Annotated in this window: 14 protein-coding genes; 12 read left to right on the plus strand and 2 right to left on the minus strand. The window is 71.9% G+C overall.

Features of this window, described 5'->3' with window-relative positions; genetic code table 11:
* Positions 1 to 9: 9 nt before the first annotated feature.
* From ABZT17_RS17370 to ABZT17_RS17380, 3 genes are all read left to right on the plus strand, one after another.
* A complete protein-coding gene (locus ABZT17_RS17370; RefSeq protein WP_356349544.1) occupies positions 10 to 1,962 on the plus strand; it encodes an ATP-binding SpoIIE family protein phosphatase in 1,953 nt (650 codons plus the stop codon).
* Between the two features lie 238 nt (positions 1,963 to 2,200).
* Positions 2,201 to 3,433 carry a radical SAM family heme chaperone HemW gene (gene hemW, locus ABZT17_RS17375; protein ID WP_356349547.1) on the plus strand — a complete coding sequence of 411 codons (1,233 nt, stop codon included), beginning with the start codon at positions 2,201 to 2,203 and terminating at the stop codon, positions 3,431 to 3,433.
* A 98-nt stretch (positions 3,434 to 3,531) separates the two neighbouring features.
* Positions 3,532 to 4,110 carry a Uma2 family endonuclease gene (locus ABZT17_RS17380; protein ID WP_356349549.1) on the plus strand — a complete coding sequence of 193 codons (579 nt, stop codon included), beginning with the start codon at positions 3,532 to 3,534 and terminating at the stop codon, positions 4,108 to 4,110.
* Here the strand turns inward: ABZT17_RS17380 and ABZT17_RS17385 are convergent.
* Positions 4,088 to 4,903, minus strand: a complete 816-nt coding sequence (locus ABZT17_RS17385; RefSeq protein ID WP_356349551.1) for a DUF3097 domain-containing protein — start codon at positions 4,901 to 4,903, stop codon at positions 4,088 to 4,090. The two genes, ABZT17_RS17380 and ABZT17_RS17385, sit on opposite strands and share 23 nt — an antisense overlap.
* A gap of 43 nt (positions 4,904 to 4,946) precedes the next feature.
* Positions 4,947 to 5,678, minus strand: coding sequence for an MBL fold metallo-hydrolase (locus ABZT17_RS17390; protein ID WP_356349553.1), 732 nt, complete (start codon positions 5,676 to 5,678; stop codon positions 4,947 to 4,949).
* 152 nt (positions 5,679 to 5,830) lie between these two features.
* Here ABZT17_RS17390 and hrcA point away from each other — a divergent pair, with 152 nt between their 5' ends.
* The 9 genes from hrcA to ABZT17_RS17435 all read left to right on the plus strand — a co-directional run bounded on the left by hrcA (position 5,831) and on the right by ABZT17_RS17435 (position 13,573).
* Positions 5,831 to 6,847 (plus strand): heat-inducible transcriptional repressor HrcA, encoded by a 1,017-nt coding sequence (hrcA, locus tag ABZT17_RS17395; protein WP_356349556.1) that lies wholly within the window; start codon positions 5,831 to 5,833, stop codon positions 6,845 to 6,847.
* The gene (gene dnaJ, locus ABZT17_RS17400; RefSeq protein ID WP_356349558.1) at positions 6,848 to 7,984 is read left to right on the plus strand and encodes a molecular chaperone DnaJ; all 1,137 of its coding nucleotides are present in this window, start codon (positions 6,848 to 6,850) and stop codon (positions 7,982 to 7,984) included. It begins immediately after the preceding gene.
* Positions 7,985 to 8,274: 290 nt separating this feature from the next.
* Complete coding sequence (locus tag ABZT17_RS17405; RefSeq protein ID WP_356349561.1) at positions 8,275 to 9,351, plus strand: nitronate monooxygenase; 1,077 nt, start codon at positions 8,275 to 8,277, stop codon at positions 9,349 to 9,351.
* Positions 9,348 to 10,097, plus strand: coding sequence for a 16S rRNA (uracil(1498)-N(3))-methyltransferase (locus ABZT17_RS17410; protein ID WP_356349563.1), 750 nt, complete (start codon positions 9,348 to 9,350; stop codon positions 10,095 to 10,097). Before ABZT17_RS17405 ends, ABZT17_RS17410 begins: the two co-directional genes overlap by 4 nt.
* 20 nt (positions 10,098 to 10,117) lie before the next feature.
* Complete coding sequence (locus ABZT17_RS17415) at positions 10,118 to 10,510, plus strand: VOC family protein (RefSeq protein WP_356349565.1); 393 nt, start codon at positions 10,118 to 10,120, stop codon at positions 10,508 to 10,510.
* A 69-nt stretch (positions 10,511 to 10,579) separates the two neighbouring features.
* Positions 10,580 to 11,152, plus strand: a complete 573-nt coding sequence (locus ABZT17_RS17420; protein ID WP_356349567.1) for a hypothetical protein — start codon at positions 10,580 to 10,582, stop codon at positions 11,150 to 11,152.
* A gap of 139 nt (positions 11,153 to 11,291) precedes the next feature.
* Positions 11,292 to 11,645, plus strand: a complete 354-nt coding sequence (locus ABZT17_RS17425; protein ID WP_356349570.1) for a histidine triad nucleotide-binding protein — start codon at positions 11,292 to 11,294, stop codon at positions 11,643 to 11,645.
* Between the two features lie 12 nt (positions 11,646 to 11,657).
* The gene (locus ABZT17_RS17430; protein WP_356349573.1) at positions 11,658 to 12,563 is read left to right on the plus strand and encodes a ribonuclease Z; all 906 of its coding nucleotides are present in this window, start codon (positions 11,658 to 11,660) and stop codon (positions 12,561 to 12,563) included.
* 20 nt (positions 12,564 to 12,583) lie between these two features.
* Positions 12,584 to 13,573 carry an adenosine deaminase gene (locus tag ABZT17_RS17435; protein ID WP_356349575.1) on the plus strand — a complete coding sequence of 330 codons (990 nt, stop codon included), beginning with the start codon at positions 12,584 to 12,586 and terminating at the stop codon, positions 13,571 to 13,573.
* The last annotated feature ends 2 nt before the right edge of the window (positions 13,574 to 13,575 follow it).

A 13,575-nucleotide genomic window follows, 5' to 3' on the forward strand; every position in this document is an offset into this window, starting at 1 on the left:
GAGCTGGACATGGGGGCCATTCCGACGCAACGGGAGACCGCTGCCCATGTCTCCGGCACGCCCGCGCACCCGGATGCGACGGGCGGCTTAGGCGGCGCACGGGCGCACGCCACCCTCCCCGGAAGCGCCGTCGCGCCGGGCTCCGCCCGCGCCCTCGTGCGCTCCGCCGTGGACGACTGGACCGAGGCCGGGCTGCCCGGCGCCGAACACCTCACCGAGCGCCTCGCCGACGACGCCGTCCTCGTCGTCAGCGAACTCGTCACCAACGCCGTCGTGCACGCGGGCACCGACGTCCAGGTGGCCTGCCGGCTGGAGGAGGCGACCGGCGCCGTCGTCGTCGAGGTCCGCGACCACCATCCCTCCCGGCCGCCCCGGGACGCGGAGGCCGAACCGTCGTACGGGACACACGAGTCGGGGCGCGGGCTGCGCCTGGTCGCCACGCTCGCCGAGTCCTGGGGGGTCAGCTTCCGCAGGGGCGCCAAGACGGTGTGGGCCCGGCTGCTCGCCGAACAGGGCGCTGACACCGACGAGTTGGACGCGTACACCCTTCAGCGGCGACTGGACGTCGCCGGGATCCTCGCACCCGATCCGCTCCCGTCCTCGAACGAGCCCGGCCGGCGGGACCCGCGGCGCGCCGGACACGACCGGGACTGGCTCGACCGGGGCGCCCTGTCCTTCCTCGCCGAGGCCTCCGACCTGCTCGCCGGGCAGCTCGACGAGAACCTGGTCGCCGCGCTCGCCGGACAGCTGATCGTGCCGAGGCTCGCCGACTGGTGTGCCGTATGGCTGGAGGACGAGGTGATGGGCCGCTGGGAGACCCCCGATCCCGGCGGCTGGACGGGCGACACCGGCACGGGCCCGCGCCTGGCCCGCGTCTGGCACGGCAGCGAGAACCGCATCGAGGAGCTGCGCCGGGCCCTGGAGAAGGACCCGCCGCGTCCGGCGCCCGGCCCCCTCCAGTCCGGGCCCGTCGCCCACCCCTGGCCCGGTGAGGCGCTGGACGGCGACACCCACGGCACGGCACTGGCGTACCGGCTGATCGCCGGCGGCCGGCCGCTCGGCACCCTCGTCATCGGCCGCGCGGGCCGGCTGTGCTTCCCGGACGAGGTCACCGGCCTGGTCGAGGATCTCAGCCGCCGGGTGGCCCTCGCCATCGGCGCGGCCCGCCAGTACGCCCGCCAGGCCACCATCAGCCGGGTCCTGCAGCGCGGTCTGCTGCCCGTCGCCGTCGCCGAGATCCCCGGCGTGCACAGCGCCCTCGTCTACGAGCCCTGCGACCAGGGCGGCCCCAGCGGCGACTTCTACGACGTCTTCCCGGCTGGCGACGGCCGCTGGTGCTTCGCCGTCGGTGACGTCCAGGGCAAGGGCCCCGAGGCCGCCGTGGTCATCGGCCTGGCCCGCCCCTGGCTGCGGCTGCTGGCCCGGGAGGGCTACGGCGTCGCCGACGTCCTCGACCGCCTCAACCGGCTCCTCCTCGACGACGCCACGGAGGCCGCCGACGCGGCGGCCAGGGCCCTGGTCCAGCAGGGCGCCCCCGGCGACGGTCCGCAGACCCGCTTCCTCTCCCTCCTCTACGGCGAGCTGACCCCCTTCGACGGCGGCGTCCGCTGCACCCTCGCCTCCGCCGGCCACCCCCTGCCGCTCCTCCTCGGTGCCGACGGCGATGTGCGCACCGCCGCCCGCCCCCAGACCCTCCTCGGCGTCATCGACGACGAGACCTACACCAGCGAGACCTTCGAGCTGAGCCCCGGCGACAGCCTGCTGTGCGTCACCGACGGCGTCACCGAGCGCCGCTCCGGCTCCCGCCAGTTCGACGACGGCGACGGCCTCGCCGCCGCACTCGCCGACTGCGCGGGCCTGAGCGCCCAGCTGATCGCGGAACGCATCAAACGCCTGGTCCACGAGTTCGGCGGCCGCCCCCCGGAGGACGACCTGGCACTGCTGGTACTGCAGGCGGAGTAGGCGCCCACGGGTGTCCGGGCCCGTGCGTGTCTGGAGGGCGCGGGCCAGCGCACGTGCACCGCCCACACGCCCGCAGGGCACCCGCACGCCCGCTGGGTACGGGGACTACCCGCACACCCGCCCGGCACGGTGCCGCCCGCCCGCCCGTACGCTCGCCCGCAGGGCACCCGCACGCTCGCAGCGCACCGTGCCGCCCGCCCGGCATGGGTACCGGTGGGCGTGCAGGACAATGGGGTGCATGCCTTCCGCACTTCCCGACGGTGAGCCGGTTCCCGCCGACGGCTCTCTGCCCGCCTCCGCGCTCGCCGGGTCCGCCGCCCGTCCCCTCGGCTTCTATCTGCATGTCCCGTACTGCGCGACCCGCTGCGGCTACTGCGACTTCAACACCTACACCGCCACCGAGCTGCGCGGCACGGGCGGAGTGCTGGCCTCCCGGGACAACTACGCGGACACCCTGGTGGACGAGATCCGCCTGGCGAGGAAGGTCATGGGCGACGACCCGCGCCCGGTCCGCACGGTCTTCGTCGGCGGCGGCACGCCGACCCTGCTGGCCGCCGGCGACCTCGTACGGATGCTGCGGGCGATCCGCGACGAATTCGGCCTCGCGTCCGACGCCGAGGTCACCACGGAGGCGAATCCGGAGTCCGTCGACCCCGCCTACCTCGCCGCCCTCCGCGACGGCGGCTTCAACCGGATCTCCTTCGGCATGCAGAGCGCGAAGCAGCACGTGCTGAAGGTCCTGGACCGCACCCACACCCCGGGGCGCCCCGAGGCGTGCGTGGCGGAGGCCCGCGCGGCCGGCTTCGAGCACGTCAACCTCGACCTGATCTACGGCACCCCCGGTGAGTCGGACGACGACTGGCGCGCCTCGCTCCAGGCGGCGATCGGCGCCGGCCCCGACCATGTCTCGGCCTACGCCCTGATCGTCGAGGAGGGCACCCAGCTCGCCCGCCGCATCCGCCGGGGCGAGGTCCCGATGACCGACGACGACGTCCACGCCGACCGGTACCTGATCGCGGAGGACGTCCTGTCGGCGGCGGGCTTCGACTGTTACGAGGTCTCCAACTGGGCCACTTCCCCGGCGGCCCGCTGCCTGCACAACGAGCTGTACTGGCGGGGCGCCGACTGGTGGGGCGCGGGTCCCGGGGCCCACTCGCACGTGGGCGGGGTGCGCTGGTGGAACGTCAAGCACCCGGGGGCGTACGCGGCGGCGCTCGCGGCGGGGCGGTCGCCGGGGGCGGGGCGTGAGCTGCTGTCCGACGAGGACCGACGCGTGGAGCGCGTCCTGCTGGAGCTGCGGCTGCTGGAAGGGGTGCCGCTGGACCTGCTGAAGCAGGAGGGGCTCGCGGCTTCCCGGCGGGCGCTGGGGGAGGGGCTGCTGGCGGTCGCACCGTATGAGGAGGGGCGGGCCGTGCTGACGCTGCGCGGACGGCTGCTGGCGGACGCGGTGGTGAGGGACCTGGTGGACTGATCACTCGGGCGGGTGAATCGCCCCGGAACTCCGGTTCGGTCTCTAACCTGGCTCCTAGGCTGCCGCCAAAAGGACGCGGCGGATGGGAGGCCATGGAGATGACCGCTGTGGACGAGCGTGGATTGGCCAATTACCTCGACACATTCGAGCCTCCCGAGGGCGTCAAGGCTGAGCTTCTTCGGGGGGTAATCGTGATGATGGCCAGCCCAGACCTGGTGCACAACCTGATCGTGATGCACACGCTGCGGCAGATTCCCATGGACCGCTGGTATCCCATCCAGACCCAGGATGTTGACATCGTCGGCGAGGAGAGTGTGCCCATCCCGGATCTGCTCCTGGCGGCGCCGGACGTGCTACCTGCTTCGGGGCATCTGTTGCCGTCCCAGCTGGTCACCATGGTTGTCGAGGTGGTCTCCAAGTCCAGCGTCCATCAGGACTACGTGGTCAAGAGGTCGATCTACGCGGCGGGCAAGGTGCCTGCGTATCTCATTCTCGACCCGATCATGGCGCAGTGCGTCCTACTGACGAGGCCCGAGGGCGACGGCGAGGACGCCAACTACCTGACACAGCAGATCACCAAGTTCGGTGACCCCGTGTCGCTGGATCTGCTCGGAATCGAACTGGCCACGAGCGACTTCGGAACCCTCCCCAACATCAGGCCCCACCGCTACCCGTGACGAAGTCGATCAGTTCCTCCACCCGCCCCAGCAGCTCCGGCTCCAGGTCCTTGTAGGACCCCACCCGCTTCAGGATCGCCTGCCACACCGCCCCGGTGTTGTCCGACGGCCAGCCCAGCGCCCGGCACACCCCCGTCTTCCAGTCCTGCCCGTGCGGCACCCGCGGCCAGGCCTCGATCCCGAGGGCCGACGGCTTCACGGCCTCCCAGATGTCGATGTACGGGTGGCCGACGACCAGCGCGTGCTCGCTCGTCACCGACTGCGCGATCCGCCACTCCTTGGTGCCGGGCACGAGATGGTCCACCAGGACACCGAGGCGGGCGTCCGGGCCCGGTGCGAACTGCGCCACGATCGACGGCAGGTCGTCCACGCCCTCCAGGTACTCCACCACCACGCCCTCGATGCGCAGGTCGTCGCCCCACACCTTCTCGACGAGTTCGGCGTCGTGCCGGCCCTCGACATAGATGCGCCCGGCGCGGGCCACCCGCGCGCGAGCGCCGGGCACGGCGACCGAACCGGAGGCCGTACGGGAGGGACGTACCGGAGCGGCGCCCGTCGGCCGTACGAGGGTCACCACCCGGCCCTCCAGCAGGAAGCCCCGCGGCTCCAGGGGGAACACCCGGTGCTTGCCGAAGCGGTCCTCCAGGGTCACCGTGCCCGCCTCGCAGCGGATCACCGCGCCGCAGAAACCGGTGCCGGGCTCCTCGACCACCAGACCGGGCTCCGCCGGCACCTCGGGGACGGCCTTCGGCTTCTTCCAGGGAGGGGTCAGATCGGCGGAGTACTGGCGCATTCGGATGACGATAGGAGAAACCGAGGCCCCGACGCGGCAGCGATCAGCGCGACACGCCGAAACGCGCCGCCAGGGCGTCCCGCTGGGCCCGTACGAACCCCGCGTCCACCACCGCTCCGTGACCGGGCACGTACACCGCGTCCTCGCCGCCCAGGTCGAGCAGCCGGTCCAGGGCGGCCGGCCAGTGCGAGGGTACGGCGTCCGGGCCCGCCTGCGGTTCGCCCGACTCCTCGACCAGGTCGCCGCAGAAGACCACCTCCGGCGAGCCGGGGACCAGGACCGCGAGGTCGTGGGCGGTGTGGCCGGGGCCGACGTTCGCCAGCAGGACCTGCCGGCCGCCGCCCAGGTCGAGGGTCCACTCGCCGGAGACCTGATGGCGGGGCGCGAGCAGGGAGGCCACCGCCTCCTCGGCGAGCCGCGCGTCCAGCCCCTCCCGCACCGCGTCCTCGCGCAGCTCCTCGCGCGCGTGCCGGGTGGCGAACAGGGCGCCCATGCCGACAGGGCCGTACACCTCCGCGCCCGTGAACGCCGCCGCACCGAAAACGTGGTCGAAATGGGGGTGGGTGAGCGCGAGATGGGTCACACGCAGGCCGGCGAGTCCCTCCGCCGCCGTCCGCAGCCGCGCGCCCTCCGCCAGGCTCGACCCCGCGTCGATCACCAGCGCGGTGCCGCCCCCGACGACCAGCCCCGCCGTGCAGTCCCAGCCGGGCAGCCGGCACCGCCCGACACCGGACGCCACCCGCTCCCACCCGAGCTCTTCCCAAGTCACCGTCATACGGCGACGCTAGCCGTACGACCGTGTCAACGGGGGCCGACCTTGCCCCGGGTGTACCCCACAGCCGTACACTGGGCCGGGGAACGCTGGCACTCGAAAGGGAGGAGTGCCAGGCAAAGCGCCCAGGGGACGACTTTCTGGAGGTGTGCGCGATGCTGAGTGAACGACGGCTCCAGGTACTGCGCGCCATCGTCCAGGACTATGTCGGCACCGAGGAGCCGGTCGGGTCGAAGGCCCTGACCGAGCGGCACAACCTCGGCGTCTCCCCGGCCACGGTCCGCAACGACATGGCGGTCCTGGAGGACGAGGGTTTCATCGCCCAGCCGCACACCAGCGCGGGGCGGATCCCGACCGACAAGGGCTACCGGCTGTTCGTCGACAAGCTCGCGGGCGTCAAGCCGATGACCGCGCCCGAGCGGCGGGCCATCCAGAACTTCCTCGACGGCGCCGTCGACCTCGACGACGTCGTGGCCCGGACCGTGCGGCTGCTCGCGCAGCTCACCCGGCAGGTGGCCGTCGTGCAGTACCCCTCGCTGACCCGGTCCACCGTCCGGCACGTGGAACTGCTCTCGCTCGCACCCGCGCGCGTGATGCTCGTGCTGATCACGGACACCGGGCGGGTCGAGCAGCGCATGGTCGACTGCCCGGCGCCCTTCGGGGAGGCCTCGCTCGCGGACCTGCGGGCGCGGCTGAACAGCAAGGTCGCGGGACGGCGCTTCACGGACGTCCCCCGGCTCGTGGAAGACCTGCCCGAGGGCTTCGACGCCGAGGACCGGGGTACGGTCTCGACGGTGCTCTCCACTCTTCTGGAGACACTGGTCGAGGAGAACGAGGAGCGGCTGATGATCGGCGGCACCGCCAATCTGACCCGCTTCGGACATGACTTCCCCCTCACCATCCGCCCCGTCCTGGAGGCGCTGGAGGAGCAGGTCGTGCTCCTCAAGTTGCTTGGCGAGGCGGGGGATTCGGGCATGACGGTGCGCATCGGGCACGAGAACGCCTACGAGGGACTCAACTCAACTTCCGTGGTGTCGGTCGGCTACGGTTCGGGCGGCGAGGCAGTCGCCAAGCTCGGCGTGGTCGGACCGACCCGCATGGATTACCCGGGAACGATGGGAGCGGTACGAGCGGTGGCACGGTACGTCGGACAGATCCTGGCGGAGTCGTAAGTGGCCACGGACTACTACGCCGTTCTCGGCGTGCGCCGCGACGCGTCGCAGGAAGAGATCAAGAAGGCCTTCCGGCGGCTCGCGCGCGAGCTGCACCCGGACGTCAACCCGGATCCGAAGACCCAGGAGCGGTTCAAGGAGATCAACGCCGCTTACGAGGTGCTCTCGGACCCGCAGAAGAAGCAGGTCTACGACCTCGGCGGCGACCCCCTCTCGCAGGCGGGCGGCGGAGGCGCGGGCGGCTTCGGGGCCGGTGGGTTCGGGAACTTCTCGGACATCATGGACGCGTTCTTCGGTACGGCGTCGCAGCGCGGCCCGCGCTCGCGCACCCGGCGCGGCCAGGACGCCATGATCCGGCTGGAGATCGAGCTCGACGAGGCGGCCTTCGGCACCACGAAGGACATCCAGGTCGACACGGCGATCGTCTGCACCACCTGCAACGGTGAGGGCGCGGCGCCGGGTACCTCCGCCCAGACGTGTGACATGTGCCGCGGTCGCGGTGAGGTGTCGCAGGTCACCCGGTCCTTCCTGGGCCAGGTCATGACCTCGCGTCCCTGCCCGCAGTGCCAGGGCTTCGGGACCGTGGTCCCCACCCCGTGCCCGGAGTGCGCCGGTGACGGCCGGGTCCGCTCCCGCCGCACCCTGACCGTGAAGATCCCGGCCGGCGTCGACAACGGCACCCGGATCCAGCTCGCGGGCGAGGGCGAGGTCGGCCCCGGCGGCGGGCCCGCCGGTGATCTGTACGTCGAGATCCACGAGCTCCCGCACAGCACCTTCCAGCGGCGCGGCGACGACCTGCACTGCACGGTCACCATCCCGATGACCGCGGCGTCCCTCGGCACCAAGGTGCCGCTGGAGACCCTGGACGGCATGGAGGAGGTCGACATCAGGCCCGGCACCCAGTCCGGCCAGTCGATCCCGCTGCACGGCCGGGGCGTCACGCATCTGCGCGGCGGCGGCCGGGGCGACCTGATCGTCCACGTCGAGGTCCAGACCCCGACCAAGCTCGACCCCGAACAGGAACGACTCCTGCGAGAACTGTCGAAGCTACGCGGCGAGGAGCGCCCGCAGGGCCAGTTCCAGCCGGGACAGCAGGGGCTGTTCTCCCGGTTGAAGGACGCGTTCAACGGTCGGTGACGTGAGCTGGGCTGGCTGCTGGGGGTCCGGGGGTCGGCCCCCGGGTAGACACGGTCAGCCGGGACAGCAGGGGTTGTTCTCCCGGTTGAAGGACGCGTTCAACGGTCGGTGACGCGAGGTGGGCTGGCTGCTGGGGGTTCGGGGGTCGGCCCCTGGGCGGACACGGTCAGCCGGGACAGCAGGGGTTGTTCTCCCGGTTGAAGGATGCGTTCAACGGTCGGTGAGAGGCGCCCTCGGTCAAGAGGGCGACCCGATTCGGAAGTGTTCGGAGGACGTGACAACATGCGGTCATGTCCTCCGTGCTGACCGATCTCTTTCCGTACCCGATCGTGCAGGCCCCCATGGCGGGCGGTGTCTCCGTGCCGCATCTCGCGCAGGCCGTGTCCGAGGCCGGCGGGCTGGGGTTCCTGGCCGGCGGGTACAAGACAGCCGACGGGATGTACCAGGAGATCAAGCAGCTGAGGGGGCTGACCACCAAGCCCTTCGGCGTGAACCTCTTCATGCCGCAGCCCGAGCATGTCGACCCGTCGGCGGTCCAGGTGTACGCCCATCAGCTCGCCGGTGAGGCCTCCTGGTACGACACCGAACTCGGGGACCCGGACAGCGGAAGGGACGACGGGTACGACGCCAAGCTCGCCGTGCTCCTCGACAACCCGGTGCCGGTGGTGTCGTTCCACTTCGGCGTGCCCGGTCGTGAGGTCATCGACTCCCTGCGCCGCGCCGGCACCCTCACCCTGGTGACCGCGACCACGGTCGAGGAGGCCCTCGCCGTCGAGCGGGCCGGCGCCGACGCGGTGATCGCACAGGGCGTGGAGGCGGGCGGCCACCAGGGCACGCACCGGGACGTGCCGGAGCACGACGGCGCCGGGATCGGGCTGCTCTCCCTCGTCGCCCAGGTCCGGGAGAGCGTGGGCATCCCGATAGTCGCCGCCGGCGGGGTGATGCGCGGAAGCCAGATCGCCGCCCTCCTCGCGGCCGGCGCCGGTGCCGCCCAGCTCGGCACCGCCTTCCTGACCACCCCCGAGTCGGGCGCGAGCGCGGTCCACAAGCAGGCCCTCACCAACCCCCTTTACACCCGTACGGAGTTGACCCGCGCCTTCTCCGGCCGCCCCGCCCGCGGCCTGGTCAACCGCTTCATGCGGGAGCACGGCCCGTACGCCCCCGCCGCCTACCCCGAGGTCCACCACCTCACCTCGCCGCTGCGCAAGAAGGCCGCCTCGGCCGGGGACGCGCAGGGCATGGCGCTGTGGGCCGGCCAGGGACACCGGATGGCCCGGGAGATGCCCGCCGGCCGACTGGTGGAGGTGCTCGTCGAGGAGATCGACCGGGCCAGGACAGCGTTGTCGAGCGAGGGGGAGTACAGATGACCGCGCCGGTGTTCGTGGTGGAGCGACTCGACGGCGTAGGACCGGAGTTCGTGCTCGACGGCCCCGAGGGACGGCACGCCGTCACGGTGAAGCGGCTGCGCCCCGGCGAGGACGTGGTTCTGACGGACGGGCGCGGACGGTGGATCGAGGGGGTCGTGAAGGCCGCCGAGGGCAAGGACCGGCTCGTCGTCACGGGCCTGGAGTCACCGCACGAGGAACCCGGGGAGTCCCCCCGGATCACCGTCGTCCAGGCCCTCCCCAAGGGCGACCGCGGGGAGCTGGCCGTCGAGACGATGACCGAGACCGGCGTCGACGCGATCGTGCCCTGGGCGGCGGCCCGCTGCATCACGCAGTGGAAGGGCGAGCGGGGACTGAAGGCGCTGTCGAAGTGGCGGGCGACGGCCCGGGAGGCCGGCAAGCAGTCCCGCCGGCTGCGCTTCCCCGAGGTCGCGGACGCGGCGACGAGCAGACAGGTTGCGGCACTTCTCGCCAAAGCCGACTTCGCCGCCGTACTCCACGAGGACCGCGACTACCCCAGCGAGCCGCTGGCGACCGCCGAACTCCCCGCCTCCGGTGAGATCGTGCTGGTCGTCGGGCCCGAAGGAGGCGTCTCGCCGGAGGAGTTGGAGCTGTTCGCCGAGGCCGGCGCGAAGGCCTACCGGCTGGGGCGTAGCGTGCTGCGTACATCGACGGCCGGCACCGCGGCGACCGCCCTGCTCCTCGGCCGCACCGGCCGCTGGTCCTGACCGCTCCACGGGGGAAGACCATGGAACTCGCCCAAGTACGGCTCCTCGTCAGCGATTTCGCCGTCTGCTACCGGTTTTACGCCGAGGTCCTCGGCCTCAAGCCCCAGTCGGGCGCGACCGAGGGGCCGTACGAGAAGTTCAGCCCGGCCACCGGTTCGGCGGGCATCGCCCTCCAGGACCGCTCGATGATGGCCGAGGTACTGGGCGAACTCGGCGACACCGCCACCGGCCACCGCTCCCTGGTGGTCCTCCGCGTCGACGACCTCGACACCTACTGCGAACAGATCACCACCAGGGGCGCCACGCTCCTGCGGCCCCCCGCCCCCATGACCGACCGCCTGCGCGTCGCCCACCTCAAGGACCCGGAGGGCAACTTGGTCGAACTGCAGGAGTGGTTGCTGCTGCGGGGCTGACCTGTGGGGGCGCTTTCGTGACCGTATGCGCTCTACCGCACGGGCCCGGTCGGTGGCAGGCTGCCGTCCATGGGGGCTTTGAGGCGGATTTGGCGTCGGCCGCGGACAGCGCGGCGCATCGCGGCCGTGACAGGGCTTGCCGTCATGGGTGTCGGTGGGGTCGTGGCCTGTGATCCCGCTGGGCTGAGTTCGGCGTCCGTGGCGTACACGACCGACCAGACCGCGACCAAGGAGCTGGAACAGCGGAAGGTCCAGGTGCAGTGGCTGAGCTGCACGGCCAACTACGGGAACAACGGCAAGAACACGGCGAGCGGTTCGGCGCCCTCGGCGAGTGAGACGACCGTCGCCGACGTCGACTGCCAGGGGCAGACCAAGGACGGGCGGGAGATCACCGTCACCGGCAAGGTCACCCGGGCCGTGGACGGGGCCTGTGTGCGGGGGGATCTCGTCGCGAAGGTCGGCGGGAAGACCTGGTTCCATGTCACCGGGCTCGGCAACTGCAACGCGACGCCCTCGCCGATCATCAACCCCACCCACGGCAACGGCAATGGCAACGGCCCTGGGCCGACGGTCACCGTGACCGTCACCAGGACCATCTGGTGCAAGGGCGATCCGAAGTGCTGGCCGGTCGAGGGCAAGTGATCTGAAGGCCTGTCGGGCGGACGAGCCCGTGGACCCGGACGTGGCGGCGCCGGAGAACGGGCGGCCGGGACGCCGCCCTGCCTGCCGGCGTGAACGCGACGCTACGATGCCCCCACGCACCCGACCCGGAGGGACGCACATGCCAGGGGAACCCCAGGACGACTGCCTGTTCTGCAAGATCGTCGCGGGACACGTGCCGGCGACGATCGTCCGTGAGACCGACACCACCGTCGCCTTCAGGGACATAAACCCCCAGGCCCCCACCCACGTCCTGGTCATCCCCAAGGTCCACTACGAGACCGCCGCCGCCCTCGCCGTCGCCGAACCGGCGATCGCCGCCGACGTCCTCGCCGAGGCACAGGCCGTCGCCGACGAGGAGAAGCTCGAGAGCTACCGCACCGTCTTCAACACGGGCGCCGGCGCCGGCCAGACCGTCTTCCACGCCCACGCCCACGTCCTCGGGGGCCGCGGCCTCCAGTGGCCCCCCGGCTAGACCCGAGCACCCATGTCCGTACGCGAGTTGGTCGTCCTCGGCACCGCCAGCCAGGTCCCCACCCGGCACCGCAACCACAACGGCTACCTCCTGCGCTGGGACGGCGAGGGCATCCTCTTCGACCCCGGCGAGGGCACCCAGCGCCAGATGCTGCGGGCCGGAGTCGCCGCGCACGACCTGAACCGGATCTGCGTCACCCACTTCCACGGCGACCACTCACTCGGCCTCGCGGGCGTCATCCAGCGGATCAACCTCGACCGGGTCCCGCACGAGATCACCGCGCACTACCCCCGCTCCGGGCAGCGCTTCTACGACCGGCTGCGCCAAGCGACGGCCTACCGTGAGACGGTCGCCCTCACCGAGGCCCCGGTCGACAGCGACACCGACCTGGCGGTGACCCCGTCGTACACCCTCCAGGCCCGTAGGCTCTCCCATCCCGTCGAGTCCTACGGCTACCGCCTCGTCGAAGCCGACGGCCGCCGGATGCTCCCCGACCGCCTCGCCGCGCACGGCATCAAGGGTCCCGACGTCGGCCGCATCCAGCGCGAGGGCTCACTCGGCGGGGTGTCCCTGGACGAGGTGAGCGAGACCCGCCGGGGCCAGCGTTTCGCGTTCGTCATGGACACCCGGCTCTGCGACGGCGTCCACGCGCTCGCGGAGGGCTGCGACATGCTCGTCATCGAGTCGACCTTCCTCGACGAGGACACCGGCCTCGCGGTCGAACACGGCCATCTCACCGCGGGCCAGGCGGCGGCGGTCGCCCGCGAGGCGAACGTACGGCATCTGGTGCTGACCCACTTCAGCCAGCGCTACACCGATCCCGACGAGTTCGAGCGGCAGGCGAGGGCAGCGGGCTTCGAGGGCGAGCTGACGGTCGCGCACGACCTGCTCCGGGTACCGGTTCCGAAACGTCTGTAAAACACCCGTACGATACGTCGATGCCCCTCCCCAAAGCAGAACTGCACCTCCACATCGAAGGCACCCTGGAGCCGGAGCTGGCCTTCGAGCTGGCCGCCCGCAACGGCGTCGAGCTGCCCTACGCCGACACCGACGCGCTCCGCAAGGCGTACGACTTCGAGGACCTCCAGTCCTTCCTGAACCTGTACTACGAGCTCATGGCCGTCCTGCGCACCGAGCGGGACTTCGAGGACCTCGCCGACGCCTACCTGGCCCGCGCCGCCGCGCAGGGCGTCCGTCACGCGGAGATCTTCTTCGACCCGCAGGCGCACATCGCGCGCGGGGTCCCGATGGGCACGGTCGTCGAGGGGCTGTGGCGGGCACTGGGCCGCAGCGAGGCCGACCACGGCGTCTCCACGAAGCTGATCCTCTGCTTCCTGCGCGACGAGTCCGCCGAGTCGGCCCTCGACACCCTGGAGGCCGCGAAGCCCCACCTCGACCGGATCACCGGCATCGGCCTCGACTCGGCCGAGGTCGGCCACCCGCCGGCGAAGTTCCGGGAGGTGTACGAGGCCGCCGCGGCGCTGGGGCTTCGACGGGTCGCCCACGCCGGTGAGGAGGGCCCGCCGGAGTACATCACCGAGGCGCTGGACGTACTGGGCGTGGAGCGCGTGGACCACGGGCTGCGGTGCGTGGAATCCCCGGAGCTGGTCGAGCGGCTGGTCCGGGAGCGCATACCGCTGACCCTGTGCCCGCTGTCCAACGTCCGCCTGCGGACCGTCGACACGCTCGCGGACCACCCGCTCCCGGCGATGCTGGACGCGGGCCTGCTGTGCACGGTGAACTCCGACGACCCCGCCTACTTCGGCGGCTACGCGGGCGACAACTTCGACGCCGTGGGCACGACCCTGGGGCTGGGTGAGGACCGCCTGCGCGAGCTGGCCCGCAACTCGTTCCTCGCCTCCTTCCTGGAGGACGACGAGGAGCGGCGGGCCCGCTACCTGGCCGAGGTGGAGGCGTACGAGTTCTAGGG

Source organism: Streptomyces sp. NPDC005648 (assembly GCF_040605395.1).
Taxonomy (GTDB): domain Bacteria; phylum Actinomycetota; class Actinomycetes; order Streptomycetales; family Streptomycetaceae; genus Streptomyces.